This window comes from Blautia obeum ATCC 29174 (assembly GCF_025147765.1).
Lineage (GTDB): Bacteria > Bacillota > Clostridia > Lachnospirales > Lachnospiraceae > Blautia_A > Blautia_A obeum.
In genome coordinates this window covers 3,058,238-3,083,705 of sequence record NZ_CP102265.1, presented here as the reverse complement: position 1 = coordinate 3,083,705, position 25,468 = coordinate 3,058,238, and the positions used below count along the sequence as shown (strand labels likewise).

Annotated in this window: 24 protein-coding genes and 1 pseudogene; 15 read left to right on the top strand and 10 right to left on the bottom strand. The window is 38.9% G+C overall.

What is annotated here, in order from left to right:
- Positions 1–193 precede the first annotated feature (193 nt).
- Positions 194–1,498: a phosphopyruvate hydratase gene (gene eno, locus NQ503_RS14860; protein WP_044926266.1), complete on the top strand. Its 1,305-nt coding sequence runs from the start codon at positions 194–196 to the stop codon at positions 1,496–1,498.
- Positions 1,499–1,560: 62 nt separating this feature from the next.
- Here the strand turns inward: eno and NQ503_RS14855 are convergent, their stop codons facing one another.
- On the bottom strand, positions 1,561–2,202 hold the full coding sequence (locus NQ503_RS14855) for a GDSL-type esterase/lipase family protein (RefSeq protein WP_005428297.1): 642 nt from the start codon (positions 2,200–2,202) through the stop codon (positions 1,561–1,563).
- Between the two features lie 326 nt (positions 2,203–2,528).
- Here NQ503_RS14855 and NQ503_RS14850 point away from each other — a divergent pair, with 326 nt between their 5' ends.
- The gene (locus NQ503_RS14850) at positions 2,529–3,311 is read left to right on the top strand and encodes a ZIP family metal transporter (protein ID WP_005428293.1); all 783 of its coding nucleotides are present in this window, start codon (positions 2,529–2,531) and stop codon (positions 3,309–3,311) included.
- Here NQ503_RS14850 and NQ503_RS14845 read toward each other — a convergent pair.
- Positions 3,303–3,605, bottom strand: coding sequence for a hypothetical protein (locus NQ503_RS14845; RefSeq protein WP_005428290.1), 303 nt, complete (start codon positions 3,603–3,605; stop codon positions 3,303–3,305). The two genes, NQ503_RS14850 and NQ503_RS14845, sit on opposite strands and share 9 nt — an antisense overlap.
- Positions 3,606–3,775: 170 nt before the next feature.
- Here NQ503_RS14845 and NQ503_RS14840 point away from each other — a divergent pair, with 170 nt between their 5' ends.
- Entirely contained in the window at positions 3,776–4,612 is an 837-nt protein-coding gene (locus NQ503_RS14840) for a S8 family serine peptidase (protein WP_044926265.1), read from the top strand.
- A gap of 54 nt (positions 4,613–4,666) precedes the next feature.
- Here the strand turns inward: NQ503_RS14840 and NQ503_RS14835 are convergent, their stop codons facing one another.
- Positions 4,667–4,837, bottom strand: coding sequence for a hypothetical protein (locus NQ503_RS14835; protein WP_005428285.1), 171 nt, complete (start codon positions 4,835–4,837; stop codon positions 4,667–4,669).
- Between the two features lie 156 nt (positions 4,838–4,993).
- On the opposite strand from NQ503_RS14835, the gene NQ503_RS14830 reads away from it, so the two are divergent.
- Positions 4,994–5,374, top strand: a complete 381-nt coding sequence (locus NQ503_RS14830) for a TnpV protein (protein WP_005428283.1) — start codon at positions 4,994–4,996, stop codon at positions 5,372–5,374.
- 309 nt (positions 5,375–5,683) lie between these two features.
- Positions 5,684–6,349 (top strand): PBECR4 domain-containing protein, encoded by a 666-nt coding sequence (locus NQ503_RS14825; protein ID WP_005428282.1) that lies wholly within the window; start codon positions 5,684–5,686, stop codon positions 6,347–6,349.
- Positions 6,350–6,760: 411 nt separating this feature from the next.
- Here NQ503_RS14825 and mobQ read toward each other — a convergent pair.
- The 6 genes and pseudogenes from mobQ to NQ503_RS14790 all read right to left on the bottom strand — a co-directional run bounded on the left by mobQ (position 6,761) and on the right by NQ503_RS14790 (position 11,895).
- Positions 6,761–8,469: pseudogene (gene mobQ / locus NQ503_RS17790) on the bottom strand (MobQ family relaxase).
- A 135-nt stretch (positions 8,470–8,604) separates the two neighbouring features.
- On the bottom strand, positions 8,605–8,826 hold the full coding sequence (locus NQ503_RS14810) for a hypothetical protein (protein ID WP_005428277.1): 222 nt from the start codon (positions 8,824–8,826) through the stop codon (positions 8,605–8,607).
- A 169-nt stretch (positions 8,827–8,995) separates the two neighbouring features.
- Positions 8,996–9,853: an ATP-binding protein gene (locus NQ503_RS14805; protein ID WP_005428275.1), complete on the bottom strand. Its 858-nt coding sequence runs from the start codon at positions 9,851–9,853 to the stop codon at positions 8,996–8,998.
- Positions 9,850–10,566 carry a replication initiator protein A gene (locus NQ503_RS14800; protein ID WP_005428274.1) on the bottom strand — a complete coding sequence of 239 codons (717 nt, stop codon included), beginning with the start codon at positions 10,564–10,566 and terminating at the stop codon, positions 9,850–9,852. The genes NQ503_RS14805 and NQ503_RS14800 overlap by 4 nt, the downstream gene beginning before the upstream one ends.
- Positions 10,567–10,590: 24 nt before the next feature.
- Positions 10,591–10,974 (bottom strand): hypothetical protein, encoded by a 384-nt coding sequence (locus NQ503_RS14795; RefSeq protein ID WP_005428271.1) that lies wholly within the window; start codon positions 10,972–10,974, stop codon positions 10,591–10,593.
- A 3-nt stretch (positions 10,975–10,977) separates the two neighbouring features.
- Entirely contained in the window at positions 10,978–11,895 is a 918-nt protein-coding gene (locus NQ503_RS14790; RefSeq protein WP_009245410.1) for a ParM/StbA family protein, read from the bottom strand.
- 537 nt (positions 11,896–12,432) lie between these two features.
- Here NQ503_RS14790 and NQ503_RS14785 point away from each other — a divergent pair.
- The 9 genes from NQ503_RS14785 to NQ503_RS14745 all read left to right on the top strand — a co-directional run bounded on the left by NQ503_RS14785 (position 12,433) and on the right by NQ503_RS14745 (position 22,374).
- A complete protein-coding gene (locus NQ503_RS14785) occupies positions 12,433–13,188 on the top strand; it encodes a hypothetical protein (protein ID WP_005428267.1) in 756 nt (251 codons plus the stop codon).
- Complete coding sequence (locus NQ503_RS14780) at positions 13,181–14,074, top strand: hypothetical protein (RefSeq protein ID WP_005428264.1); 894 nt, start codon at positions 13,181–13,183, stop codon at positions 14,072–14,074. Before NQ503_RS14785 ends, NQ503_RS14780 begins: the two co-directional genes overlap by 8 nt.
- A 12-nt stretch (positions 14,075–14,086) precedes the next feature.
- Positions 14,087–14,728, top strand: a complete 642-nt coding sequence (locus NQ503_RS14775) for an ABC transporter ATP-binding protein (RefSeq protein WP_009245407.1) — start codon at positions 14,087–14,089, stop codon at positions 14,726–14,728.
- Positions 14,729–14,746: 18 nt separating this feature from the next.
- Positions 14,747–16,165, top strand: coding sequence for a Cys-rich peptide radical SAM maturase CcpM (gene ccpM, locus NQ503_RS14770; protein WP_005428261.1), 1,419 nt, complete (start codon positions 14,747–14,749; stop codon positions 16,163–16,165).
- Between the two features lie 10 nt (positions 16,166–16,175).
- Positions 16,176–17,225, top strand: coding sequence for a TIGR04066 family peptide maturation system protein (locus tag NQ503_RS14765; RefSeq protein ID WP_005428260.1), 1,050 nt, complete (start codon positions 16,176–16,178; stop codon positions 17,223–17,225).
- A gap of 13 nt (positions 17,226–17,238) precedes the next feature.
- Positions 17,239–17,475: a hypothetical protein gene (locus NQ503_RS14760; RefSeq protein ID WP_005428259.1), complete on the top strand. Its 237-nt coding sequence runs from the start codon at positions 17,239–17,241 to the stop codon at positions 17,473–17,475.
- A 463-nt stretch (positions 17,476–17,938) separates the two neighbouring features.
- Positions 17,939–19,459, top strand: a complete 1,521-nt coding sequence (locus tag NQ503_RS14755) for a DUF6034 family protein (protein ID WP_005428257.1) — start codon at positions 17,939–17,941, stop codon at positions 19,457–19,459.
- A 115-nt stretch (positions 19,460–19,574) separates the two neighbouring features.
- Positions 19,575–20,669 carry a S8 family serine peptidase gene (locus NQ503_RS14750; protein ID WP_005428255.1) on the top strand — a complete coding sequence of 365 codons (1,095 nt, stop codon included), beginning with the start codon at positions 19,575–19,577 and terminating at the stop codon, positions 20,667–20,669.
- Positions 20,670–20,694: 25 nt separating this feature from the next.
- Positions 20,695–22,374, top strand: a complete 1,680-nt coding sequence (locus NQ503_RS14745) for an ABC transporter ATP-binding protein (protein ID WP_005428253.1) — start codon at positions 20,695–20,697, stop codon at positions 22,372–22,374.
- Between the two features lie 336 nt (positions 22,375–22,710).
- Here the strand turns inward: NQ503_RS14745 and NQ503_RS14740 are convergent, their stop codons facing one another.
- Positions 22,711–24,954, bottom strand: a complete 2,244-nt coding sequence (locus NQ503_RS14740) for a tetratricopeptide repeat protein (protein WP_005428247.1) — start codon at positions 24,952–24,954, stop codon at positions 22,711–22,713.
- A gap of 343 nt (positions 24,955–25,297) precedes the next feature.
- Here NQ503_RS14740 and NQ503_RS14735 point away from each other — a divergent pair, with 343 nt between their 5' ends.
- The gene (locus NQ503_RS14735) at positions 25,298–25,465 is read left to right on the top strand and encodes a hypothetical protein (protein WP_009245398.1); all 168 of its coding nucleotides are present in this window, start codon (positions 25,298–25,300) and stop codon (positions 25,463–25,465) included.
- Positions 25,466–25,468 lie beyond the last annotated feature (3 nt).

The window sequence follows — 25,468 nt, the reverse complement described above, 5'->3', positions numbered from 1 at the left end:
AATTTTCAGAGGAAAGTTGGTATCCTTTTTGATTTATCTTTTCAATAAGGAAACATGAAAATCCTTGCATGATAGCCAGAATTAGTCTATACTAACTACAGAGTTAGATAAAAGAAACTCTTGTGTAAATAAAACAGTCGTGGTCTGGTACAGAGACCGGAGGCCGGGCTGAAAAGTAGTAGAAAGGGGATTTATCATGTACCTTGAGATTGAGAAAGTTGTAGGAAGAGAAATTCTGGATTCCAGAGGAAATCCGACAGTAGAGGCAGAGGTTTATCTTCTGGATGGAACCGTAGGAAGAGGAACTGCACCGAGTGGAGCATCCACAGGTGAGTTTGAAGCCCTGGAACTCAGAGATGGAGATAAAGCACGCTATCTTGGAAAAGGTGTACAGAAAGCAGTTGAAAATATCAATACAACTATTAATGATGCAATTGAAGGGCTCGATGCAAGTGACATTTATGCAGTAGATGCGGCAATGATCGCAGCAGATGGAACAAAAGATAAATCCAAACTGGGTGCCAACGCAATTCTTGCAGTTTCTATTGCATGCTGCAGAGCAGCAGCTACGGCACTGGAGATTCCGCTGTATCGTTTTCTCGGAGGTGTATCTGGAAATCGTTTGCCAGTACCGATGATGAATATTGTAAACGGTGGGTGCCATGCACTTTCATCCGGACTGGATGTTCAGGAATTTATGATCATGCCGGTTGGAGCACCTTCTTTTAAAGAATGTTTAAGATGGTGCGCAGAAGTGTTCCATGCGTTGGCTTCTATTTTGAAAGAACGCGGACTTGCAACATCCGTAGGAGATGAAGGTGGATTTGCTCCGGCGCTGAAATCAGATGAAGAGGCAATTGAGACGATTCTGGAAGCCGTGAAGAAAGCTGGATATGAACCAGGAAAAGATTTTAAGATCGCAATGGATGCAGCTTCTTCTGAATGGAAGAGTGAGAAGGGAAAAGGATATTACAAGCTTCCAAAAGCAGGTACAGAATATGCAGCAGAAGAACTTATTGAACACTGGGCTAAACTCTGCGAGAAATATCCGATTATTTCCATCGAGGACGGTTTGGACGAAGAAGACTGGGAAGGATGGCAGAAACTTACTGCAAGACTGGGAGATAAAGTACAGCTTGTTGGCGACGACCTGTTCGTAACAAATACGGAAAGACTTGCCAAAGGTATTGAGCTTGGAGCGGGAAATGCGATTCTGATCAAGCTGAACCAGATTGGTTCTGTTTCTGAGACATTGGAAGCCATTAAGATGGCACATAAAGCAGGATACACAGCAATTTCTTCACATCGTTCAGGAGAAACCGCAGATACAACGATTGCAGATCTTGCAGTTGCATTGAATACCTGCCAGATCAAAACCGGTGCACCAAGTCGTTCGGAGCGTGTGGCAAAATACAATCAGCTTCTCCGCATTGAAGAAGAACTTGGCGCAAGTGCCGTATACCCGGGCATGAAAGCATTTAATGTAAAACAGGATTAAAAAAAATTACCTTCTAAAGCAGAACAGATTCCCGGCAGCAAGCCAGGGATCTGTTTTTATCTCTATATCACATGGGAGAGTCCTTTTTGCAGGGCAAGGATCTTATTATAAATTGCATCAGCCAGTGCGGCATGACCTTTTTCATCCATATGTTCACGGTCAGTAACACTTGGAGCAGCAAAATCAGATGCGTTTAAGAAGGCAGCATGATTTTGGAGTGCAATCTTGCGGTATTCATTAGCCAGATTTCTGGAAACCGCTACAGAAGCTGCATCAAATTCCGGATCAAAATCGGCATCTCCGACGCCAACGCCCAGGTGGATTGGCGAGATGACAAGCAGATCAAAATGCCGGGACGCATTCTGACGTGCTTTTCGGATTACCTGATCAAGTCCTTTTGCGATTACACTGGCGGATGCTCTGTAGCGTGTCTTACAGTCATTCGTGCCGAGCATGATGATCATGAGGTCAATTGGGTTATGCATCTCTACTGTGACTCCAATCAGATCCAGTCCGCGGCGGCCCTCACGCAGCTCATCCTGAAAGACAGTTGTTCTGCCGCAAAGTCCCTCTTCTATAATGTGATATCCAGATCCGAGTTTTTTCTGTAAAAGTCCGGTCCATCTTATATTTTCATCATAACGTCCGGATTTATCCGGCTTATATCCCCAGGTATTCGAATCACCAAAGCATAAGATATTCATAAGATCACGCTCCTTAACCAAACAAAATCATACAAACATACCAAATAAATATGCTGATATAATAAAGGTATTTCATTGAATTGTCAATGATAATTTTCAGAAATGAAAAGATGGTCATTTTGTTTTTTAGGGGAGATAGAATTTAGAAAATAATTAATTAAATATTGCAGATCAGGAAAAAAGAGAATATAATGGATATAAGTTAAACAAAACTAACTTAAACCATGAAAAAACTATTTCATGGATATAGCATATACTGTAAACAGAAGGGCATTTTGATTGGGGTGTCTGAATGACAATCATAAAATGCGCAAGGGAGGAGAAGAATGAATTTAAACGTATTTTATGGAATTTTGATTCCATTTATCGGCACATCAGCCGGTGCGGCCTGTGTCTTTTTTATGAAAAAAGACCTGAACCGGTGGGTACAGCGCTGTCTGACCGGGTTTGCTGCGGGTGTCATGGTAGCAGCATCTGTGTGGAGCCTGCTGATCCCTGCACTTGAACAGTCAGAAGGAATGGGAAAGCTCTCTTTTGTACCGGTAGCAGTTGGCTTCTGGGCAGGGGTGCTATTCCTGTTTTTGTTGGATCATATTATTCCACACCTGCATCAACAAACAGATAAGGCGGAAGGACCGAAGAGTCGTCTGCAAAAAACGACTATGCTTATATTGGCAGTTACACTTCATAATATCCCGGAAGGAATGGCAGTCGGTGTCGTTTATGCTGGTTATCTGACCGGAAACGTGCAGATTACGTTGATGGGGGCACTTGCACTGTCACTTGGAATTGCAATCCAGAATTTCCCGGAGGGGGCGATTATTTCCATGCCTCTGCGTTCTGAGGGAATGGGAAAAACAAAGGCATTCATTGGTGGTGTTTTATCAGGAATCGTGGAACCGATCGGGGCAGTGATCACAATCCTGGCAGCAGGACTGATCGTCCCGGCATTGCCATATCTTCTGAGTTTTGCGGCGGGAGCCATGCTCTATGTTGTTGTGGAGGAACTGATCCCTGAGATGTCTGCCGGGGAACATTCGAATATTGGAACGATTTTCTTTGCAGTTGGATTTACGCTGATGATGATATTAGATGTGGCATTAGGCTAAGTGCGTATTCTGATGGTTGTATAAACCAGTGGCGGTATGAGGAAGACTTGCGGCATCTTTGTAGATATAGAAGATGCCGCCCAGGAATCCAAAGATCAGACCTGCATAGCCACCGGAACAAAGAACAATGGTCGCTTTGACAAGTGCCGTTGTATTGTGAAGAAACAGACAGATCAGAGCACCGGCAAAAAGTCCGAGAACTGTCCATTCGAGTACCAGAACAGGAAGAAAAACGGATGCGGTAGAAGATTTTTTTGAATGTTTGCTGATATAGTTCCATATTGTTTTATACATTGTAATCCCTCATTTCTTAATGAAAAGTAATTGTTTTTTGATTTATTTTCATTATAGTGAGAGATTGTAAAGCAGGAATGCATAGTAATGAAAAATCTTTGTAAAATTTATGGTTTTGGTCAAAAGCTTTACATACAATAAATAAATGCATGAATGGAAATGAGATATTTATGCCGGATCAGAAACTTGATAATCTTTTAAACCTTGCAATGGATGCTACGCCACAGGAGCGGGCGGAGTCGGAAAATCTGAATGTCGGATATGATTCTACGACCAGGCTGTGGGATGTGATCGTAAAATACAGTGAACCGGAAAGAGGACTTGGTGGTGATGGAATTCAGGTAGTTCCGCTGCTTGGCGGTTATGCTGTGGTTACTTTACCGGAAACGGAGCTTGATGCATACTCTGACAGAGAGCAGGTGGAATTTATAGAAAAGCCGAAAAGACTTTATTTTGAGACTTTTGAAGGGAGAGAGGCGAGCTGTATCCTGCCAGTACAGGCTGAGTTAAATGGGCTGACCGGTGAGGGGATTCTGGTCGGTATTGTTGATTCCGGAGTGGACTATTTTCATCCGGATTTCCGAAACGAGGACGGCAGCAGTCGGATTCTGCGATTATGGGATCAGAGTGTGAATGGAAATCCACCAGAAAGTTATGTGACAGGAACAGAATATACAAAAGAAGAAATAGATAAGGCGCTTGCACTTGAAGAAACTGAGGGCAGGCGCCTTGTTCCGTCCAGGGATTTCAGTGGACATGGTACTGCAGTTCTTGGAATTGCAGCGGGAAATGGGAGAGCATCAGGTGGAGTGAACCGTGGTGTTGCGTATGAAAGTGAACTTCTGGTTGTAAAGATGGGAAATGCACGAGAAAATTCTTTTCCAAGGACAACGGAACTGATGGAAGGGATCGATTATCTTGTCCGACAGGCAGTGCAGATGGGGAAGCCGATTGCTATCAATATCAGTTTTGGAAATAATTATGGTTCCCATGAACCTTATAATTAAGGGAAAACATAAGAAAACACTGATATTTCCTGTGTTTTCAGGCAATTCAGTGTTTTACTCGGATTCATGTTTGGTTGTTGTTTGAGTCTTATAATACTCGGTCAGGATCATGTTAATCTGCTGGGAACGTGTACGATAGTTCGCTTTTGCATCCTTATCAATCTCAGCAACCAGTTCTTTGGACAAAGTAGTATAGACCTGAATATTGTTGGAACTGATAGCCATGTGGCACCTCCGATTCAATTTAATAGAATTATTCTATCATACTTCTTCGGGAGGGGCAATGTGAACTGAAAATTGAAGAATTATTGTTACTGTAAAATTGGAACGGTCGTAAAGAAAATCTATGAATAGAGAACGATAAGAAAGGTAGAACAGACAATGAAGAAAACAATTTTTGAAGAGATGGGCGGTACTTATATCAGACATGGGGATTATCTTATCCCTGCTCTTACCTTACCGAAGGAAGAAGAACAAAGGGTTGTCGGTGTATGGGGACAAAGACATTTGCGGTATTTGAAGGAATACCGCAGATTGCTATATCTGAATATGCTTACAAGCGGCAGGCTGAATGGTTATTTGGCTGATATAGAAGAACAGGCACAGGAACGCTTTGAAAGACTTGTAGAACAGATGAAACAGGCACAAGGCATTACAGAACAGCTAAAGGTGGAAAATGTCTTGGAATGGATAGGAAGAATGAACAATATACAAGTATGTGCGAGGGAGATTGTGGATAAAGAGATAATTTATCAAGAATGAAATGTAAGATAAATAGTGTATAAAATGTAGCAGGGCATCATAAGATAAAATTGTAATTGCATTTTCCACATAGTTCGTGTAAAATGTAATTAGAAAAGCTGTGCATCAGCGGTGGGTTGACACCTAAAATCTGATACGTTTTCCGAACGAAGGTGTCGGAGGTTGGCAGGCAACGGAAAAACCTGATATTTTCCAGACGAAGGTGCTGGAGGTTGGCAGACAACGGAAAAATCAACCATGAGAAGGGAATGTTTAGTGCTGCGGCGTGAACATTCCCTTCTCTAAATTTTATGGGATAAGGATTAAGTTATGGACAAAAGACGTGCAATTCAGATTATGACAAAAGCGGCACAACTATATAAAGAACATCTTGAGGATCAGAAGGTTTTGTTCCTATATGGCTTACCGAAAGAGGTGAATAAGCAATTACAGGAAAGTAATAAGATTTTGTCATCTGTACAGGGATATGAAGTTGTTTTCCATAGATACAATTTTTTACATTTGACAGGAGTTCGATTGAATAAAAAAGAGACAGCTTCTGCAATTCATTTTTACCAGAAATGCCTGGATAAGCGATTAACAGAAAATGATTTTGTTTTTGCAAAAGATGGCTCTACGGGGCAAAAATTGGATATATTGGAACGTATGATGCTTATTAAGAAAAACGTAACAATGATAGGAGAATTTACAGATCGAGGACCGAAATTATATACAGAAAAAGCTGCCGGGAATATATGTGGTTGTATTGGCTTCGTAAAAGATAAAAATACGAAATTAAATGTACCGAACACATTGCTGAAAAAGGACATCAGAGATGTAACAGCACAGCCTACATATAAAGTATTTGCTGTAATATCAAAACACTATACAGATGAGAAATATACAAATCTTGTGAAGATGGACAAAAGTATTGATTTGAAAGAGTGTTGTTTCTCAGAAACAATAGAAAATATGATAGATAGAGAAAATCTATAATGAAATATAAAGAAACCATGCTACTGCTTTTTGTAACAGTATCATGGTTTTATTGTTTGTCGTCTATATTTTAAGTTGATTATTACTTTACAAAATTGGCAATGTTATAATTATCATTGATTTTAGAAGAAGGGAGTATCGAGGGAAATTAGTGGAACTGGTTTTGCAAGCATAGCGTTTGGATATCCAAACGCACTTTGGGAGCCCCCCAAACCCCATTTGTTGGCTTTACAAAGTAGGAATTTTTTGCTCAAGATAAAAAGAGAGTGCGTAAGCGGAAAGAAATCAAATTATGCTTACGCACTTTGTGCCTCACTTTTGCTCGGTGGTTAGCAGTTTGTGAATTATTGGGATGAAGCAATATAACTGTTTTGAGAAAACGGGATATTTTTTATATTAGTAGTTTAAACATTATAGTTCTGTGTTGTGCGATTTTTGCCTGGATTGAACAGGATGTTTTTTTTGCAATTCCTGTTTCCTCTGATATTCAAGTTCCCAGGTACGATGAGAGAAGCTATAGGGATCTTCCATATTGAGATCATCCACTTCATGGGTTGCGATATCACGATAGTGATAGTCATAATATTCACCAAAAGTACCTTTGAGCTGCTCAATCAGTTTCTCTCGGAAAGTAGGTCGTATCTGGATTCTGGCATCCAGTAATTCTGTATATTGCTCTGGTTTAGGCCGGAGTTTTTCCTCTTGGAAAGCGACAGCATCTTTTTCAAGCTGCTCTTTGAGAGCCATATCCTGAGAATCGAGAATATCCAGATTCTTATCCATCTGGTCGTATTTTCTGGAAAGGCTCGCCATATCTTTCTCTGTGGAGCATTCAGCCTGAAACAGCAGCTGTTCTTTGGCAGATTTCAGTTCCTCGATTTCTTCTGTTACGGTTGTAAGCTGCTGGTTTAACTTTATATGCTGGAAAGGATTTAGAATACTGGTTTTACTTTTTTGCACATTTAGTTCTTTCTTTTCAGTAACTTTCGCTTTGAGCTTTTTCTTAATGGTATCATATTTATTTAGGATAGGACGAAAATGCTGCATCCAGTCATGGATCACTTCTTTTTGCATTTCATTATGAAGTAAATGATATTGTGTAAAAATCATATGATTGCGGATTGCTTCTAATGTTTCTGCAATTACCGGAATAGATTTTTCGACAGCTTGAACCAATTTTTTTATCTGTGTTTTTAATTCCCGTAGTATTCTGTTATCCGCACGAACCCGACGGTTGATTTCACACCGGTCTGCTATCATGCCTTTCTTTTCCATATTCTGGGCAATGTAGCCTTCGTGGATGGTTGGCTGTTCAGTGATTCCCTGAGCTGAAAACTGCGGTGATCAATGGCGGCATTTATCTGATTAAGGGCAAGCATTTTATTTACGGCATCTGCCCAGTTTGCTCTCCAGAGGCAGAGCTGTTCCTCACTGTTCCATTGTTCGGAAATCGGGTTTTGTCTGCCATACCGGGTGCTTTTTGGATGTTTGTCGATACGTTCATAACCTTTCTCCTGTGCTGCCGAGGGAGTCAGATATACTTTCTTTTTCCCAGCTTTATAACGATACTGTTTTTCCCAGCCCTCTTTCTGAGCATCCTTAAATTCAGAAGCAGTAAATCCCTTTTCCTCTCCATCTTTGATGCATAGATATTCTTTTTCGGTTTTATACTGCCATGTTCCGTTTTCGTTTAATGGACGGACAGTAAGTAGAATGTGTGCATGGGGATTGTGACCATCTGTATCGTGAATGGCGAAATCGGCACACATTCCCATATCTACAAAATTCTTTTGAATAAAATTCTGAAGAAGAGAAATATTGCTGTCTTTATCCAACTCAATAGGGAGTGCGACAACAAATTCTCTTGCCAGTCGGCTGTCTTTTGTTTTTTCAGCAGCTTCTACAGCATTCCAGAGTTGCTCCCGGTTTTTCCATTTAGGCGGAGCCATAGGGGGAAGCATTACTTCCTGATAGATCAGTCCATGTTTTCGGGTGTAGTCATGCTGGATGCCATCGTAATCATTGTATATGCGGCTACAGCTCATATAAGCAGATGCAGCGACAGCAGACCGCCCGGAACCACGGCTGACGACCTTGGCTTGCATATGATAAATTGCCATATCTGGCACCTCCTTTCGATGTTGCCTGCAACAGCGGATAGCCCTCGGCAGAGCGCACGAGCCCCGTAGGGGATACCACCGCCCGATTTATCGGGTGGTGAGTAAGTGCGCCCTTCGGGAGTAGAACTTGTGTATTTACATTCCTCTTAGCCGGAGCATCAGCTCCCGCTTTAGGGTATCTAAATCCATTTCTTTAATATGTGGAGCAATGCTTTCCAGAATCGCTCCTTCTTGAATCAATCTGCGTGTTCTGGCATTACGTTCCTTTTTACGGTTTCTTGCTTCGATTTCTTCCAGTCTGTGTTTTGCCTGTAAAAGCACTTTTTCTTCTGGTGTCATAATTCTTTTATTTGCCATATCTGGCACCTCCTTTTTATGCCCGTATCCGGGCGATTTAGTTTTAAAATCTTGTGGTTTAGTACTATAGTTTTAGATAACTGACAGTGGCATGTCTCTGGTGATAAATAAGAAAAGAAAGTAGTACTACTGTCAGTGAAAAATAGTTATTGTGCGATGCTGCTTTGTTTCAACTCTGGTTTGAAGTGTGATTATCTAACAGAATTTTTTTCGTTTTTTTTAAATTAGCTGTTGCATTGTCCTGACGGATATTCCGGTTATTGATACGGATGGGAACACATCTCTCCAGAATCCGGTCATAAATTCGCTTGTGTGCGATATCAGCGGCGTTATTCAGCTCTGATAAAGTGAGATTGGTTGTTATGATCAGGGGCTTTTTACTGCGGTAACGGCTGTCAATCACATTGAATACCTGTTCCAGTGCAAAGTCAGAGTTCCGTTCAATTCCGAGGTCATCAATGATCAGAAGGCTGTAGCGGTTTAAGCTGTGGATGAACTGATTCCTGTCTTCAAAATGCATTCCGGTAAGGGTATTCAGAATCCGGGAAAAGTTGGTCATCAGTACCGGGACGCCTTTTTCCAGAAGGGCATTGGCAATGCAGCCTGCAAAGAAAGATTTTCCAGTACCGACATCGCCCCAGATGAGAAGTCCGGAAGCGTTTGCTTTCATCTCTTCCCAGTTACTTACATAATTGTGTGCAAGTTTCATTTCCGGATTGCTGCCGTTATCTTTGGCAAAGGTGTAGTCATAAAGTGATTTGTCCTGTAAGCCGCTGGTTTTGAGATGCTCTATTTCCATTTGCTTTTCATGAAGTTTTCTCTGGGCTTCCTCCTGTTCAAAGATCTCCTGCTGGCACTTACAGCGGATGGAAGGAATAAGAACCTTTCCCTGTAATTCATGCCTGCACTGTCTTGGCGTATTGCATTTGGAACAGTAGATCAGGTGATTTGTTTCGTTAAAATATTCATCAGACTGAAGCTCTCTGTTTGGTGTGATAGCTGTTGGTTTTTCTGTAAATGTTGTCATAATGTTTCGTATTCCTCACTTTCATAATTTCGTTGCCGGGAAACAGGATGATCCTGTCTTGCCCAACGGATGATGGTAGCTGCATGGTTTTGGTATTGCTTTCCGGTAGAAGCCATATAACCGGATAAGCGTTCCATATAGTCCTGCCAGTCAGGGATTGTCTGCCGGATATTTTCCAGCTCCGTCTCTGACAGAAAAACATTTTGAAATGTTCCATAGGGTGAGCGTGGCTCTTTACTCCCTCTTATTGTTAAATGGTTCTTTTTTATCTCTTTCTTATTACTGGACAGTTTTCTGTCTGTATCAGGGAAAGAATCCTGTCTGTCAATAGGACAGTTTTCTGTCTGTCTTGAGGAAAGAATTCTGTCTGTATTGCTGAGGGTTTCTTTCGGGATTTTTACATAGATCCGATTAGGGTGTCCGGGTCCCTGCCGTTTTCGGAAGATAAGCTCTTGTTTTTCCAGTACTGCCAGAGCAGTTTTCACCGTCATCTGGCTTTTGTGGAGAACTTCTGCCAGTGCTTCAATCGTAAAGTAGAGGAACACATGACCATTTGTATCTGACCAGCCCTCATTTTTCTGGGAAAGCCTTGCACGGTCGAGCAGGATCATATAAAGCATTTTGGCAGTTTCGTTTATTTCCATGTCCAGAAGAAAACGGGGAAACATCATATAAGATGGCAGGCTTGTGTCTGCTGTCAGAAAGTCCGTCATGTGTTCACCTCCAATCACAATGGTTTATTCTCCAAGAAAATCCCAGTCTATATCACGATCCGGCTGTTCTTTTTCAGGAGCTGGAAAGGGCATCCTGATGGGGGATTCCCTTTCCAACATGCCTGCAGTCAGCCCGGACAGAAAAATCGGCAATGACTGTTTCAGGCTGTGTTCTACTGCTTCTACAATCTGTTTCACAAAAAGTTCTTCCCGTTCCCTTGTTTCCAGATAGGGATCAGCCTGAGTGCGGTAGTAGCGGTCAAAATAATCGACCAGTGCAAGGGAGATTACCTGGCTGTAAGATTTAAAATTCTGTCTGTCCATCGTCTGTAAATATTCCCAGGCTCTCCGCTGCTGGTCTTTGTCCAGATTAAATCGCAGGTTTGTGTTGCGGATATGGTTCTGCATGGCTTATCCCCTCCTTTTCAGGCTCATATAAGCCAGAGATTCATAACCTTTGGCAGTGGCACAGATATCATCAAGGATGGTAACTCGTGATTTGTCATACGCTCCAAAGTTACGGATCAGGCATCCACCGCCTCCGACCACATACAGGCGCATCAGGCCAGGATTGTATTCATATTTGCGGAGCGTGGCAAAAATATCTGTGACATACTGTCTGGCAACAGCAGTAATACAATCCAGATAAGACGCTGAAATGTCAGCGGTTCCAAACCGCAGAATCTGCTCTACGGTAGATTCTTCAATCTTTACTCCGAAGTTGTCCAGAACAGCGTTTTTAGCGGCAATCATGCATTGGTTTACGCCAAACTTTTCTGTCCAGCACCGGCTTTCCTGTGCTTTCTTATTATTGATATACAGAATGTTCATGGTTCCGTTGCCGATATCTGCAAGAAGATTTGTCCCCTTGAAATCTCCAAGTCGGTTTACGATAGCCGGATATCCCTGCGGGTAAAGGCTGCATCCCACAAAACGGAGATGATACTCTTTGCTGTTAAATCGGTAATGGACTTCTGGATTCTGGAGCAGATAGGAACGGAAATCTTCTCTCTGGTTTCTGATCCATGTCAGAGGAAGCCCGGCAGCCAGATGAACGTCTGCTTCACGGATGGAAAAGACATTCAGTTCCCTTGCAATCGCCATGAGAGTTAGAAGATAATATTCTTCGTCCATAGCTTTATCTGGGATAAATTCTTTGTGTCCTTCGCCAATCCGGTAGTAAATGCCGTTATATTCCAGAATATTCCCGGTGAAGATGGGTTCTGTTTCATAGGCTTTGATTCCGGTTGGTGTGACGGTATTTGCTGTTTTCATGTTGCCGTAGCCGTGATCTACAGCAATGATTTTTGTGTTTCTGAGTTCTCGCATAAAAAACACCTCCATTTTCGTATTGATTAATTCAGCAGGCTGTACCGGTGTGGTACTGCTTTGCTGTGAGATAAGCATACGAAAGTTGGAGGAAAAAGACATTGAGGGAAAATTGAGTTGGAATTGAAAAATAGGATATAATTTTGTAAAATAGAGCAATTTCTTTAGTTTTTTATAGCCCTGCATTTTTTTGTTATAAACGTTCATTAAATGTTGACATGTTATTATATAAATTGTAAAATTGTACAATAAAATGTGGAAAGTTGGATGGAATTTATTGAATTATAATAAAACTAATCGTACTTAACTGGCGGCTTATGTATTTGTAGAACTTAGAATAATAGAAAATTTAAAATATTATCAATTTTTACAGCTGTTGCAATGCTTTCAGTAGGAACAACAGTTTTTGCAAGTCCTTAACTGTTGTTTGATAAGGAGTGTAGTTTTATACAAATAGTGATATTATTGCAAAAAACTAGGATTTTATAAAAATAAAAAAATCAAGTCTATAGCTGTTTGAAGTGAGGAGAAAAGCGTATGAGAAATGTGTTGGCAACGGACATAAAAAACAATATTCGAAGCATTCGCTTTATTTTGGGGATTTTTCTAATCGTTTCGGCTACCCTGATGTCTGAGCATGAGATGTTGCAGAAGATCATAAATGCAGGCGGATCTGCAGAAGGACCAGGCTGGTTCGTAGCATACACCTATTGTATGAACAGCGTTAATATGCTTCTGTTTGTTCCCATTGCCGTTGCTTTTGCGGGTGGAGAGAATACGGAGGCTGAGCTGCACAGTCGTTTTTTTCTGTTCAGTTATATCCGTTCAGGGAGAAAACAGTATCTCGTAGGAAAAGCAGCAGGATTGTTGGTCTCCGGAGGTTTGACAGCTTTTTTAGCCATGGTGTTCCTTCTTGTAATCTGTATACTGAGGTTCGGTCAGTATCCTTCTCTGATTGACGGAAATTATGAGATGGCAGTGCTTGTGGGCAGAACGGCGGTAAGCTTTCTGAGATTGTTTTTAAATGGCGCTTTTTGGGCGCTAATTGGCGGTACGTCGGCTGTCATAACAAAAAATCGCTATATGTCCTATGCCGTTCCTTTTATTCTTTATTATGTCCTGACCGTATTTCAGGAGCGTTACTATCAAAAAGCATTCTTTCTGAGTCCCCGCTATTGGGCGGCGTCTATTTACTACAATGATATCTTCTGCATTGCTATATTAGCGGTTGGAAGTTTTTTAACGGCACTGATCTTTATGTGCGCAATAGAAAGAAGGTTGCGGTATGCGTGATATTAAACAGGCTTTTTGGATTGCAGGCCAGAATTTCTATGGATGGAAAAAAAGTCCGAGGATCTGGATGACCTTTATTTTGGCAGCTATATTATGTCTGATGCTGTCGGATCAGATTATTTCCCATGCGATAAAATATGAGACAATCCTTCAGGTATTCGAGCCGTTTATTTGGACATATGGGGATGCATCCTCTGTTATGCTGTCCTCCCTGCTTTTAATCCTGCTCTTTGCGGACATGCCATTTATCAGTCAGGCAACTCCGTATTGGCTTGTACGCACAAAACGGAAGATATGGCTTGCGGGTCAGATTATCTATGTGATCCTGGCGACTGTGATCTATAATATTTTTTTGGCTGTGATGCTTGGAATTATGGGAGCTCCCTTTTCCTTTACGGGAAATGTGTGGAGCGAAACAGCGGCAATGTTGGGCTATGGCGGTGGGGAGAGCATAACCGTTCCTGTTTCCATAAAAACAATGGAAAGCTCAACTCCTTATATGTGCGCAGCAATAGTGTTTGGACTTGTACTTTTATATACTCTTTTTATCGCAGTTCTCATGTTGTTTTTAAATCTGGCTGCGGGAAATATGGCAGGGGTGATCGGTGCTTTTGCAGTCAGTCTGTATGGGCTCCTGCTGAACCCAGATGTTTTCCGGAAACTGTTTCATTTTACAGAAAGTCAGGAATATAGGGCGAACGTGTTCTGCGGCTGGCTGTCTCCGTTGAACCAAGCTACCTTTCCCATGCACAGCTTTGGTTATGATTACCTGCCAGGGATCGGGATGAGCATGTTCATATTTGCAATATTAATCATAGCGCTGATCGGCTTGTCAGCCGTCCGAATTAAGGGCTATAATTTCTCTTTTACGCAGACAAACGAATAAATGGAGGGCAAAATGGAATATGCAATCAGGTTGAAGGGACTGACAAAATCCTTTCAAAAAGAAAAAGTATTAAAGAACATTACCCATGATTTTGAAAAAGGGAAGATTCATGGGATTATGGGGTTTAACGGTTCAGGGAAAACCGTAATGTTTAAATGCATCTGTGGATTTTTACAACCTGAGAGCGGCACAGTGCTCGTAGGGGGAAAACAGATCGGGAAGGAGCTGGACTTTCCAGATTCCGTAGGCATTATCATTGAAAACCCTGGCTTCTTTCTGGATCTCAGCGGTTTTGCGAATTTAAAGAGACTGGCGTCTCTGAAACACCGTATTTCCGATGACGATGTGAGGGCGACGATGCGTGCCCTAGGGCTTGATCCTCTGTCTAAAAAGAAGGTAGGACAGTATTCTCTTGGAATGCGTGAACGTCTTGGTATCGCACAGGCAATCATGGAAGATCCGGAGCTTTTGATATTGGACGAGCCTTTTAATGGTCTGGACAAGCAGGGGGCAGGAGAGGTCTGCGAGCTTTTGCGGGGATTAAAGGAACGAGGGAAGACTATTCTTATCGCAGCACATAACATGCTGGAGATCGAATGGCTCTGCGATACGATCTGTGAGATGGATGCAGGTGTCCTGACGCAGATAAAATAAAAATACGGGGGAAAGAATATGGGAAAGGTATTAATTAAATGCATTCAAACACCAATGCAGAAATATTTTTATGATCGTTCTTTGGATTCTGTAGTTATGGTGAATGATGAAGAATATCAGATATTAAAAACTGTGGAAAAGACAAAATTGGTTCCTGATGGAGTGTTAAGACGGTTTGTGAAAAGCGGATTATTGCGTGAGACTGCGATAGAAGAAATTGAGCATCCTGAGACAGAAAACTTACATTTGTTGGCAGAACATTATATGGGCAATCTGATTTTGCAGGTAACTCAGCAGTGTAATTTGAGATGCAAATATTGTGCATATTCTGGAAACTACTATAATCGTTCCCATACGTCAAATAGGATGGATTTCGAGACAGCCAAAAAAGCAATAGACTTTTATTTGAAAAGAAGCGAAAAAGCGGATCAACTTGCATTATCATTTTATGGGGGTGAGCCTCTTCTGGAATTTGAATTGATTAAGAAATGTGTTTCCTATATTTTACAACGTAAAGGGGATAAAAAAATTCTTTTTACTATGACGACTAATGGGACTTTAATGACAGAAGATGTCATAGAATTTTTGGTAAAATATGAGTTTAATCTTATGATTAGCCTTGATGGTGATAAGAAAAGTCACGATATAAATCGAAGATTTAAAACAGGAAAAGGTTCATTTGACATTATTTTAGAAAATTTGAGTAGACTGAAAGCTTACAATGAAGAGTACTATTCAAAAGTTTTGTTTAATTGTGTTATTAGTTCTTCATCAGATCTTGAAAATATATATCGATTTTATTCGGAAGAAGAGCTGTTTGAAGCAGGGACAGTGAATTTCAATTATGTAAATCCAGTTGGTTTAAAAGATGAGACATTGTCGCGCATAACACAAAAAAATTTCAGAGTACATCGACTAGCATATATAAAGATGATTTTATCTGTATTAGAGAAGCGAAAATGGGATGCACAAAGTCGATTGTTGCGAAGAGAACTGCAAGATATTGAGTTATTATATGAACAGCTACATAGTCATGTTGCTGAAGGCAAAAAAACACATCATGGTGGTCCATGCATTCCTGCAGTTAGAAGACTATTTGTGGATACAAAAGGTGAATTTTTTCCATGTGAAAGAGTTTCGGAAGAAGATTCAGAAATGTGCATCGGAAGTTTGGATTCGGGATTTGATTTTGATAAAATGAGTTTCCTACTTAACCATGGTAAGATGATTAAAGAAAAATGTTTAGGATATTGGAATTTGAGAATGTGTGCATATTGTTTGGCGCAAATTCCAAAAGATAATCAGATATTAACAGAAAATATGTTGCTACAGCAATGTGAAAACTCAAAAGAAAGTACACTTTTATTGCTATATAAATTGTGTATACTTGTTGAGTTTGGATATAAAGGAAATGAAAATTTGCAAGTATTAAAATAAAGGAGTGCATATGGAAAAATTAGTTGTGTTTCCATTAAATAATGACACAGAAATACTTATCAAGGGATTGAAAGAAAACAAATTATATCAGGTGGTTGCGGTATCCAGCTATATAGAAGATAGGAGTAGGCTTGAACTATTACAAAAGAAGAGTTCGATATATTGTAGTACAGAATTTGAAGAATGTCTTACTCGAGCTGATGCTATTGTTTTTTCAGAAAATACAATGGGATATAGTTATGACGGATACCAAAAAAGAGTGCAAATGGCATTAGACTCAGGGAAAAAGATTTATGCTGGTTTAGCACTGCTAGATAAGATTCAAATTGACAGAGATAAAGTATGTATATTACAGGAAAGTGAATTGTCAGATGAAGTTGTTTCGCCAAATAAAAAAGAAATAGATATTCCGGTAATATCAGTCATGGGATTGGGCGAAAATTGCGATAAATTCCAATTGCAAGTGAAGATTAAAAAGGTGATTGAAAAACAGGGGTATCGTGTACTGGCACTTTGCTCTAACGTTCTCGGTGGATTTTTAGGAATGGAAAATCTTCCTGGCTTTCTATATTCAAAATTCATGTCTTATCCAGAAAAGATTATTGCTTTAAATCATTGGATACATACAAAAGTAAAACAACAGGAGTACGATGTGATTCTTGTGGGTTGCCCTGGTGGTGTTTCGGAATTTGAAAAATATGAAACAAATTATTTTGGCGAGTTACCTCTGATTATTTCAAACGCATTGGATGTAGATATAGGCTTTTTGGCTTTGTATAGGTATACTGATTTGAATTATACTGTATTAAAAAATATAAGCGATTTTGTTCTAAGAAAATATAATACACCAGTGAAAGAATATATTCTTTCACGACAATTTTATAAGGCGGATCATGAATGGAAAAAGATACGGTATTATACCATGGAGGATATGAATGAAAAACCAGCGATACCTGAAAATTCTGAATATCAAGTCCTTGATATATTTGATGATACTAAAATTGAAAAAGAAATTTTGAAAATTTTGGAAGAACTTGCAAATAATATTTTTGTAATATAAGTGAGGAGATAGGATGGAAGAGCTAATTAAAAATGTGATATTGAAATACACAATGATAAAAGTAGAAAATTCAGAACAGAATCTATTGGATTTGCCTGTAGTAGAAGAGTGCTGGATATATGTGATAATGGAATTAGAGAATACATATAATTTGCCGATTATAAAATTGCTGGATGATATAAAAGTGGATGAGTTTAATTTGCAAACAATATGCGATAAATTAAATCACATACGAAAAGTAGCATTTTGAATTAGTTTATTCTATATCCGGAAATTATAATATGAAATATCATATATCTGTTTCTCTTGGCACCAATGAAGCGGAAATATTGATATTATTTTAACAGAAAGGAGGAGAACCGTATGAAGAAACTCAACAAAAATATGAAGAAAAACAGGAACACGATTGAGTCTTTTGGGTGCGTTTGTGGATGTGGTTGCCCATGTTCATATTGTGCTGCGACTTGGTTATCTCAGCATAATGCGGATGCTTCAAGAGTGGTTATTAGTAATGACAATAGCGTAATGTACTAACAAGTTATAGTTACTAGTACATAGAACAGACTGCCTTATACATTAAAATAAATAAGGTAGTCTGTTTCTAAAAAATATACGAAAACGTTAATAGTGTCAGGACGGTATTTATAAGTTAAAGAGTTTATAATTGAAGTTTCGTGAAAAAGCGACAATTCTATAAGATATATGGAGGAAAAATGAAAAAAAGTGTTCTAGCAATTATGGTAGGTGCGTTGTGTATTATTCTTTCCAGCTGTCAGGAAACACCAGAGGAGAGTTCGGTAGTCAGCAAAGTGGATGGGATTAGCGAGGCGGCTGTCTGTGAACCTCTTAAAAAAGGAGAAAAGAGAGAGACAAATGTTCCAACGCATTGGAAATTTGAAGAAAAGAAAAGCAACGACCGTGTGGTTATCCAGGCAGATATTAAGTTGGGCGAACAAAGCATTGGCAATCTTCCAGTCATAGAGATGCAAAATCACGAGTTAACGCAGGAAGAACTGAATGGATTGATTGATTATTTTACGGACGGTGAGGAACTATATATGCCACAGATGGTGACAAAGGATGCGTATCAGGAAGTGTTAGACAGGATTTCCAGCAAGGAAGGAAGTTACTTGCAATCAGCATATTCTACATCGATTGCAGGGATTCAAAACGCAACCCGAGAGGGGATGGAGCTTGCACCGGATGAAGCGTCTGCACCGGAAAAGATGGAGATAAAATTTCAAAAAAAAACAGAGGATCACGGTGTGGAAGCGGCACGGAGTTGGATGAGTACTGAATTGGAAAACACAGATACAGAGGATTATTTTACTGCAGATGTGGGCGAGGACAGGAAGGCATATATAGAAGCAGAGCGGTATAATCAGGAAATTGACAATGACAGTAGTTTTCTCTGGATGGAGGGTTCTAATTTTATAGAAGAAGAAACAATAGAAACTGAGGAAATGCAGAGTGAGTATTACAGTAGCTTTGGCATGGATACCAACGGCTATACAGAGAAATTTCATGAACTGGCAGATGCGTATCGAAAGTGCATGGACAAGATCACCTTTACAGAGGAAGATGGAAAGGAACAGGCAGAACAAGTTTTAGAGGATTTAGGTATCGATGGAATGGGCCTTGTAGATTCTGATCGTACCGTGTGGTTCCCGAATGGCGCATGTTCAGAGCGCAATGGTCTGGGACTTGGTAGTGATGCTTTGTGGCAGGGAGATCTGGATAGAGGATTACCGGGATATCTGTATTGTTTTTCGAAAAGTGTAGAGGGTATTACTTCAGTTCCTGATGGCGTGGTTGCGGAAGAAACAGTGGATAGTTATGTGCCTCCGTTCCAGGTAGAAACAATCTCTATTCTGATAACAGAGGAAGGAATTAAATATTTTAAATGGGATGGGATATCGGAAGAAGTCTGTACGGTGACGGAAAATACAAAGCTTCTGCCTTTTGAAAAAATACAGGCAAAGCTGACAGATCAGATTTTTTATTGGTATTCCGGAAAAGGCCAGTCTGCCAACGACACTACCGCACTGGAGTATGATGTGGTAAACGCAAAATTGCAGTATACTTATACCACAGCCTATCAGGAGCCGAAACACGCATGGTTGGTTCCAGCATGGATTTTTACTGTCAGGGAAAGTATTGGTGGAAATTCTCTACAGGAGCTTTCTTATGTGATCAATGCTTATGATGGCAGTGTGATTGGAGAAGCATATTAGGGTTCAGCGACACTTGAATTTTTATTGACCATAGAATTACAAGGTTTATCATGAGAATAATAAATATGCGATATTTGGCTTGGATATATAACAGGTAAGAATAGGAATAGTGCAAATGATTAAGCTCGCATTGATTGATAACGGTATACCTTATCATATGAGAAATAACAGGAATCAAAGGATTGTTCATAAATCTTTTTTGGCTTCTAAATGCGATCCAAGTGAGTATAAAGACGATAAATCATTCCATGGCGCTGTATGCGTCGGAATTATCACAAGCATATGTAGTGATATAGAATTATGGGACTTGAATGTGACTGACTCTGCAGGAACAACACAGATCACAGTTTTGCTGGAAGCTTTGGAATGGTGTATTCAAAATAAAATAAAGTTAATTCACATGAGTCTTGGAACAATCAATTATTTTGATATTAAACCCTTATGGATTCAAATAAAAAGATTACTTGATGCTGATGCGATTATAGTAGCAGCATATCATAACAGAAATATAAAGACTTATCCAGCTGCATATCCAGGTGTTTTTGGTGTCAGGCAGGATCGTTATGGTCTTTTGGGAAATGGTCAAATTCTGTTTCAAGAACAAAAAGGTTATAATATTGAGAATTCTATTATAGCAAATTTTTCGTGGAATGGGATCGTAAATCAAGCCAATAGTTATGCGGCTCCTGTTGTCACTGGACATATTGCTACATATTTAAACAGAAAGCCCACAGCAGGATTTGATGATGTTATGGACTTTTTGATGACTATAGCAACGCATAAATCTGATTATCCGGATATACTAGAAAATGTAATAAGGGATAAAACCAATATAGAGATACCGGTAATTGCCGGTATTGATTTAGATTACGAGGAAATGATACAGCTAAAAGAGATGTTTAGTCAGAACGGTTATTACGCAATAAATCTGCAGAAAAATCCTTTAGATGAAAATGTAATTCCTTTAGAATATTATGACGATTCCAATGAGTCATTGAACGATATCCTTTATACAGTATATATAGCTTATGAACCTGATATTATTCTTTTGAATCAAGAGGAAGAAATATTTGAAAGTAGTAAGGCATCAGATATAGATATGTATATTGTGCGTAAAAATAATATGTATGAATTGTATGCAGAAGATCGAATAGGAATAACTTACAATATAGAGGATATATATGAGCTTGTTTGTCAATATTTTGCTTAACGAATAGTGAGGATGGCAATTGGATATGAGAGAAAATGGGAAAACATGGTATCGAATTTGTAAAATGTTGTGTGAATATAAAAAGTATTTTCCAGGGATTATCTGTTGCCTTTTGGGTTCATCATTCATAACGTTTATACACCCACTGCTTATAAGACAAATAACAGATTGTGGTATATTGCAGAAAAACATGAAATACATTCTTTTATTTTCTGTTATATTAATAATAATTTCTTTAACCCAGCAAGAGTTAAATATAATCCAAACAAAATTATTTTCAAATGTACATAATCAGTTTACACATTCTCTCTATAAAAAGACTTACTGGAAAATCAATAGGATGAAAATACAGTATTTTGCTGAAAGAGGAAGTGCAGAGATTATAAATACAATTGGTATGGATATTGATAATGTGTCATCTGTTGTGGATCAGATTACTCAGTTTTCTATATCATCAATTCTCCAAATAATAGGAGGAGTAGTTGGGCTGTCCTTATTAGACTGGAAATTAGCAATATTGATAGAAGCAATTATTCCACTGAAATTTATAATAGTGTCCTATTGTGCAAACAAGAAACGGGAAGTGTTTGAACAGTGGATTGAGGATAAACGAAAGTTTATGAGTTGGTTTGCCGAGTGTATAAATGGAATTCATGAAATGAAGCTCTGGAATCTGTTTCAGGTAAAAAAATCTCAATTTGAAGGTCTGCAAAAAGATTTGATGGATTCATATAAAAAGAACGCAATGCTAGATGAATATAGTACTGTCAGTGTTGTAGTAATAGACACGGTTGTAAATGCGTTATTATATATATTAAGTGGGCTTTTTATAATAAAAGGAGAATTCACTATAGGCGGAGCATTTGCTTTTATTACATATAGTGCATATGTTGTAAATCCAATTTCAGCATTGATAAACATTAAATATTATTTTGCGCAAATTGAGCCATCGGCAAAACGTCTTTTTGAGTTATGGGGACAACCGGAAGAATTGGAAATGAAATTATGTGAAATGAAACCTGAGAAAATTTATCAAGATAGGGATATGGTTTTTGAAGTAAAAAATCTTGTCTTTGGTTATGAACCAGGACACCCTATTTTAAATGGTATTTCACTATGTGTAAAAAAAGGGGAACGAATTGCGATCGTAGGAGAAAATGGAAGTGGCAAATCAACACTTTTGAACCTTTTGGCGGGATTCTACCGGCCACAAAAAGGAATAATAAAATTGTATGGAGCTCCTGTGGAATTGATGGATATACAAGATATGAGAAATAGAATTGCGGTTATAAGCCAAAGACCATATCTATTCCAAGGGACTATAGAGGAGAATGTTAATATCGATGGAAAGGCGTCAAGAGATGCAGTTGTTGAAGCATGTAGAAAAAGTGGTGCTTTAGGTTTTATTGAAAAATTGGATCATGGATTTGGACAAAAAATTGGACAAGATGGTGCAAAACTTTCTGGAGGAGAAAGACAAAAGATAGCTGTAGCTAGGGCTCTGCTGAAAAATGCAGACATTTTACTTATGGATGAGGCTACAGAAGGATTTGATGTTGAATCAAATGAAGCTTTACGTGAGTTATTACATAGTGAATTAAAAAATAAGACTATCGTTTTTATTACGCATAAGTATAAAGAACTGGAAAGTGTTGATAAAGTATATCGCCTTTCAAAAGGAATTTTAGAATTGGTGCGGAGTTAGAGATATAAATTTCTAATAGAACTGAGCCACTATGCATTTGACATATTGTATCAAACAGTAGGTTGATGACGAGATGATTGTAATGTATCGCAGATTGAACAAGCAGAGGAGCATATTTACAAGTTCTCAGGCATTGATGAAGGCAATATACCTAGACTATAAAAAATTTGAGATAGGAGGAGCGAAAAGTGTCAAAAAAAGAAAAGTGATCCTTATGTAAACGCTCCATGTCTAAGAAAAAATGGAAATGGACAAGCGCCTAGTCTTGGAGTGTATCTCAAAACTAGGCGTTTACATTATTGAGGCAATATATTTTACAAGTGTTTGTAGGAACCGTTAGTGCTTGGTGAGAAGAATACTTTTTGCCAGAGCAATTCCAGCTTGTGGATACAATTCTTGAATTGCTTGATATTTTTCTTCAATCAATTCGGGTTCGTCTGCCCATATATCCTCATAAATTTTCAAGGCTTTTTTAAAATGGGTTTTCGCTTGCGAAATATTTGCAGTGATCAGGCAGATACTTCCAAGGGATTCCTGTACCTGGGCATAATCCAAACAGTGGTTTGAATTATATTCTTTGATAATCTGTGCTAATTTCTGAAGAGCAGACAGGGCAAGGTCAGGTTCTTGTATTTCAATTAAGAGGACAGCATAATTATTAATCTGAGGAATACTGTCATTAGTATAAAGAAGCTGGTATTGTTGTAAAAGAGAGATACCCATTTTCATGTGCCTTTTAGCGAGATCAAGTTGTCCGTTGATTCGGTAAAGCCCTCCAAGATTGGAATGGAGGTTGGAAACCAGGTGGGCATTTTCTTTTGTGGTTTCTTTTATTTGAGCAAGTGCTTCTTTTTCTAATTTTATCGCTTTTTCTGTTTTGGGTTCCAGAGTTGCCTGATAATCCAATAGTAAGGCACGGTCAGATGCAGTCCCGTAAGTATTTGCTTTTATAAAATGCTGTAGTTCCTGGATGATTTTTTTCATACCCTTTTGATAGTGGTACTTCTCCATATATGGAAAAACATCTTCTAAAAATAACAGGTATTGGGGAATATCGTCCTTTTCAATGAAAAGCATGATGTTTTCTACTGTTTGAAATAATTTTTTATAATAGCTAACTTCAATGCCATGCATCAAACATATTTTTTGCAGAGAATCCAATAACGTGTGGCAGCTTGTAACAGAAGGTGCGGTCTCGGAAACTGCAATTTCCTGAATCATTGGATGCAGAGAAATAGTATGCCGGAGACTTGACTGTACAAAACCTGTCTCGATCAGATCATTCACGTCATTTAAAGTAGGCAGCTCCAGCCATTTGGAAAATATACGGGCAGAAATACCAGATGAAGGCATAAAACACATATTGCACATAATATCCTGCTGTTTCCGTGATAAGGAGTATAACGAAAACAGGGTATGGATATGGTTGTAATAGGTGGCTTTTTTGCTCTGACCATCTTTCATTACTTTAATCTTATCTTCATTATGAAGAGAAGCCTTTTCCTCTTGAAGTTTTATCAATAATTGCTCTGGAGTTAAAATTCCATTTTCCAGAAGTTTGGCTGCCAGTTCGACAGCAAAAGTATGGTAGTGTACAGTTTCTATGATTTTTTCTACGATTGCCCGGTTTTCCTCTGCTTCTGAATAAAATACAGATGTCAGTTGAAAAAGAGTGGGTATATCTTTCAGTTCTTTTAATTGAAAACTACAGTATTCAGACAGTTGGCTTCTGGTTGTAAATAAAACCCGGCAACGGTATTTTAATACGACTGACAGGCAACTGTCCTGTGTGGATGTGACATTAAAATTGTCTATGATCAGCAGTGTATCAGATTTCAAAGAGCGTAAGAAACGGTTATGTCTTTGAAAACGTTCCTGCTCACTGATTTCTGGTGGATCATCAATAAAATCCATGTCTACAATATCTTGATATAGATTACCGGTGTATTCCATATAGAGAATATTGGTGTACTGTTTTCTGTATTGCTTTGCATAGGCTTTAGCAAGCTCGCTTTTTCCAATTCCGGCAATTCCATAAAGAAATATATGTCGGTTCTCTTCAAACAAAGTATGGAGTTCATCCAGTTCTTCTTCTCTTCCTAGAAAATGACGGCATGGTTTTGGGACTTCGCTGTCCATAATGTAATCCAGAACAATCGGAGATAGAACACCTCCTGCAATCAGTTTTTGATTTCTTGTATCACGTTTAATAAATTGCCGTTCCATACCAAAAGAAAGTACTTTTGCTAAAAACAACAGCCTTGAATCAGAAGGTTTATATAGAGATACAAGTTCCTGCTTTTTTGTATCCGAAATCGTATCGTCCTGTATGAATAACGTGTAAATGTCCTGTATAACCATGTTGCAGTCTGCCATTAAGGGAAGTAAGTTCCGCTGAATGGTTGTTGCCAGTTTTTTCTGATTGCTGGGTTTTGCATAATATGAGGTTATTTTGGGACTGATTTTTGCTTGTCCGGTTATCCAGCGGCAAATTAGACCATTATCCATAGAAAAATCTTCATTTATCGGATCATTCATAAAATCTTCAAATAATTCGTATAAAAAATCAGGTTGGTTCATCTGATTGCTTTCACTGATTTGATTTTTTAGGCATGTGCTAATAGAAGAAAAATCACATCGTTCCAACAGAAATCCCTCCTTTGGTTTTCGTGTTTTATATTCTTAAAGTCTTTTTATTATAACACGAACAAATGTTCCGGACAATAGGAATTGATACTGTATAGGAAGAAAATGAATCTTAAAAACTCAATCTGCGGTCAATTTCAATTCAATGTGATTGGTGCAGAATAATTTTAGAATGTAATCAGGCTTTCGAAAGCCGAATTCAATTCATACAGAACTTTTGTACAATCCTGCCGGCATAGGATGTAGAGAGAACTGTATGCTGAAGGAGGCATATAGCATGAATACGTTATTTGATTCTGTAGAAGTTCTGGATACAAAAAAAGAAATCCAAAAAGAGAATGTAAGCTATGAACATGCAGGATATCAGATTCGAGTGCATTTTAATGGGGAAAAGACATTGATCCAGTGCATTCAGAATCTTACTGAACGAAAAATTGCAGGTTGATTT

Bases quoted from the DNA above. Each gene is read 5' to 3' on its own strand.
- NQ503_RS14855 (WP_005428297.1), bottom strand. From the start codon at position 2,202: ATGAATATCTTATGCTTTGGTGATTCGAATACCTGGGGATATAAGCCG.
- NQ503_RS14850 (WP_005428293.1), top strand. From the start codon at position 2,529: ATGAATTTAAACGTATTTTATGGAATTTTGATTCCATTTATCGGCACA.
- NQ503_RS14845 (WP_005428290.1), bottom strand. From the start codon at position 3,605: ATGTATAAAACAATATGGAACTATATCAGCAAACATTCAAAAAAATCT.
- NQ503_RS14840 (WP_044926265.1), top strand. From the start codon at position 3,776: ATGCCGGATCAGAAACTTGATAATCTTTTAAACCTTGCAATGGATGCT.
- NQ503_RS14835 (WP_005428285.1), bottom strand. From the start codon at position 4,837: ATGGCTATCAGTTCCAACAATATTCAGGTCTATACTACTTTGTCCAAA.
- NQ503_RS14830 (WP_005428283.1), top strand. From the start codon at position 4,994: ATGAAGAAAACAATTTTTGAAGAGATGGGCGGTACTTATATCAGACAT.
- NQ503_RS14825 (WP_005428282.1), top strand. From the start codon at position 5,684: ATGGACAAAAGACGTGCAATTCAGATTATGACAAAAGCGGCACAACTA.
- NQ503_RS14810 (WP_005428277.1), bottom strand. From the start codon at position 8,826: ATGGCAAATAAAAGAATTATGACACCAGAAGAAAAAGTGCTTTTACAG.
- NQ503_RS14805 (WP_005428275.1), bottom strand. From the start codon at position 9,853: ATGACAACATTTACAGAAAAACCAACAGCTATCACACCAAACAGAGAG.
- NQ503_RS14800 (WP_005428274.1), bottom strand. From the start codon at position 10,566: ATGACGGACTTTCTGACAGCAGACACAAGCCTGCCATCTTATATGATG.
- NQ503_RS14795 (WP_005428271.1), bottom strand. From the start codon at position 10,974: ATGCAGAACCATATCCGCAACACAAACCTGCGATTTAATCTGGACAAA.
- NQ503_RS14790 (WP_009245410.1), bottom strand. From the start codon at position 11,895: ATGCGAGAACTCAGAAACACAAAAATCATTGCTGTAGATCACGGCTAC.
- NQ503_RS14785 (WP_005428267.1), top strand. From the start codon at position 12,433: ATGAGAAATGTGTTGGCAACGGACATAAAAAACAATATTCGAAGCATT.
- NQ503_RS14780 (WP_005428264.1), top strand. From the start codon at position 13,181: ATGCGTGATATTAAACAGGCTTTTTGGATTGCAGGCCAGAATTTCTAT.
- NQ503_RS14775 (WP_009245407.1), top strand. From the start codon at position 14,087: ATGGAATATGCAATCAGGTTGAAGGGACTGACAAAATCCTTTCAAAAA.
- ccpM (WP_005428261.1), top strand. From the start codon at position 14,747: ATGGGAAAGGTATTAATTAAATGCATTCAAACACCAATGCAGAAATAT.
- NQ503_RS14765 (WP_005428260.1), top strand. From the start codon at position 16,176: ATGGAAAAATTAGTTGTGTTTCCATTAAATAATGACACAGAAATACTT.
- NQ503_RS14760 (WP_005428259.1), top strand. From the start codon at position 17,239: ATGGAAGAGCTAATTAAAAATGTGATATTGAAATACACAATGATAAAA.
- NQ503_RS14755 (WP_005428257.1), top strand. From the start codon at position 17,939: ATGAAAAAAAGTGTTCTAGCAATTATGGTAGGTGCGTTGTGTATTATT.
- NQ503_RS14750 (WP_005428255.1), top strand. From the start codon at position 19,575: ATGATTAAGCTCGCATTGATTGATAACGGTATACCTTATCATATGAGA.
- NQ503_RS14745 (WP_005428253.1), top strand. From the start codon at position 20,695: ATGAGAGAAAATGGGAAAACATGGTATCGAATTTGTAAAATGTTGTGT.
- NQ503_RS14740 (WP_005428247.1), bottom strand. From the start codon at position 24,954: ATGAACCAACCTGATTTTTTATACGAATTATTTGAAGATTTTATGAAT.
- NQ503_RS14735 (WP_009245398.1), top strand. From the start codon at position 25,298: ATGAATACGTTATTTGATTCTGTAGAAGTTCTGGATACAAAAAAAGAA.